This is a genomic window from Pseudomonas sp. SB113 (assembly GCF_040754745.1).
Classification (GTDB): domain Bacteria; phylum Pseudomonadota; class Gammaproteobacteria; order Pseudomonadales; family Pseudomonadaceae; genus Aquipseudomonas; species Aquipseudomonas grimontii.
Genome location: NZ_JBFMHW010000197.1, coordinates 1 through 435, shown reverse-complemented (window position 1 = coordinate 435; position 435 = coordinate 1). Strand labels below are relative to the sequence as shown.

Below are 435 nucleotides of genomic sequence, written 5' to 3'. Positions count from 1 at the left end.
ACCCAAGACTGCGCACGCTCCTGTGCTCGGCAGCGTCCTGGCGACATCACTTCTCACGCTCCCCTATGGGTGGCCCTCGCGCGACGACCAGGAAAGCGCAGGGCATTGATAGCAGGCCTACTGATCTTTGGGGGCCGGCACGCTTTCGGCTTGAAGGACATTAAGGATGTTTTCGGTCCCCGTGAGGGGACCGTCGTCAAATGTCAGGTAGATTTTCCCTTCCTGTGCCATCGCAGAGCGCGGGATCTCGGATTGTAGAACCGTCCTCTTTGTCGCTGTCTCCACTGTCGCATATCATGCAGCCGGCCGTTTGTGCTCCGTGACGAACACGCGACACAAAGCCTTCCGAGCTTCGGGCCGTAACGATCTGACGCCGGTTTCAGGATTTGCGCGACAAGGGACGGCTACCGGCACGCGCGATCAGCGCCCCCGGTA

The 435-nt window shown here is 60.5% G+C and carries 1 protein-coding gene; it reads right to left on the bottom strand.

The genetic code is table 11. The features are described from left to right. Positions 1-117: 117 nt before the first annotated feature. Positions 118-231, bottom strand: coding sequence for a polysaccharide deacetylase family protein (locus tag AB1462_RS32140; RefSeq protein WP_347972750.1), 114 nt, complete (start codon positions 229-231; stop codon positions 118-120). Positions 232-435 lie beyond the last annotated feature (204 nt).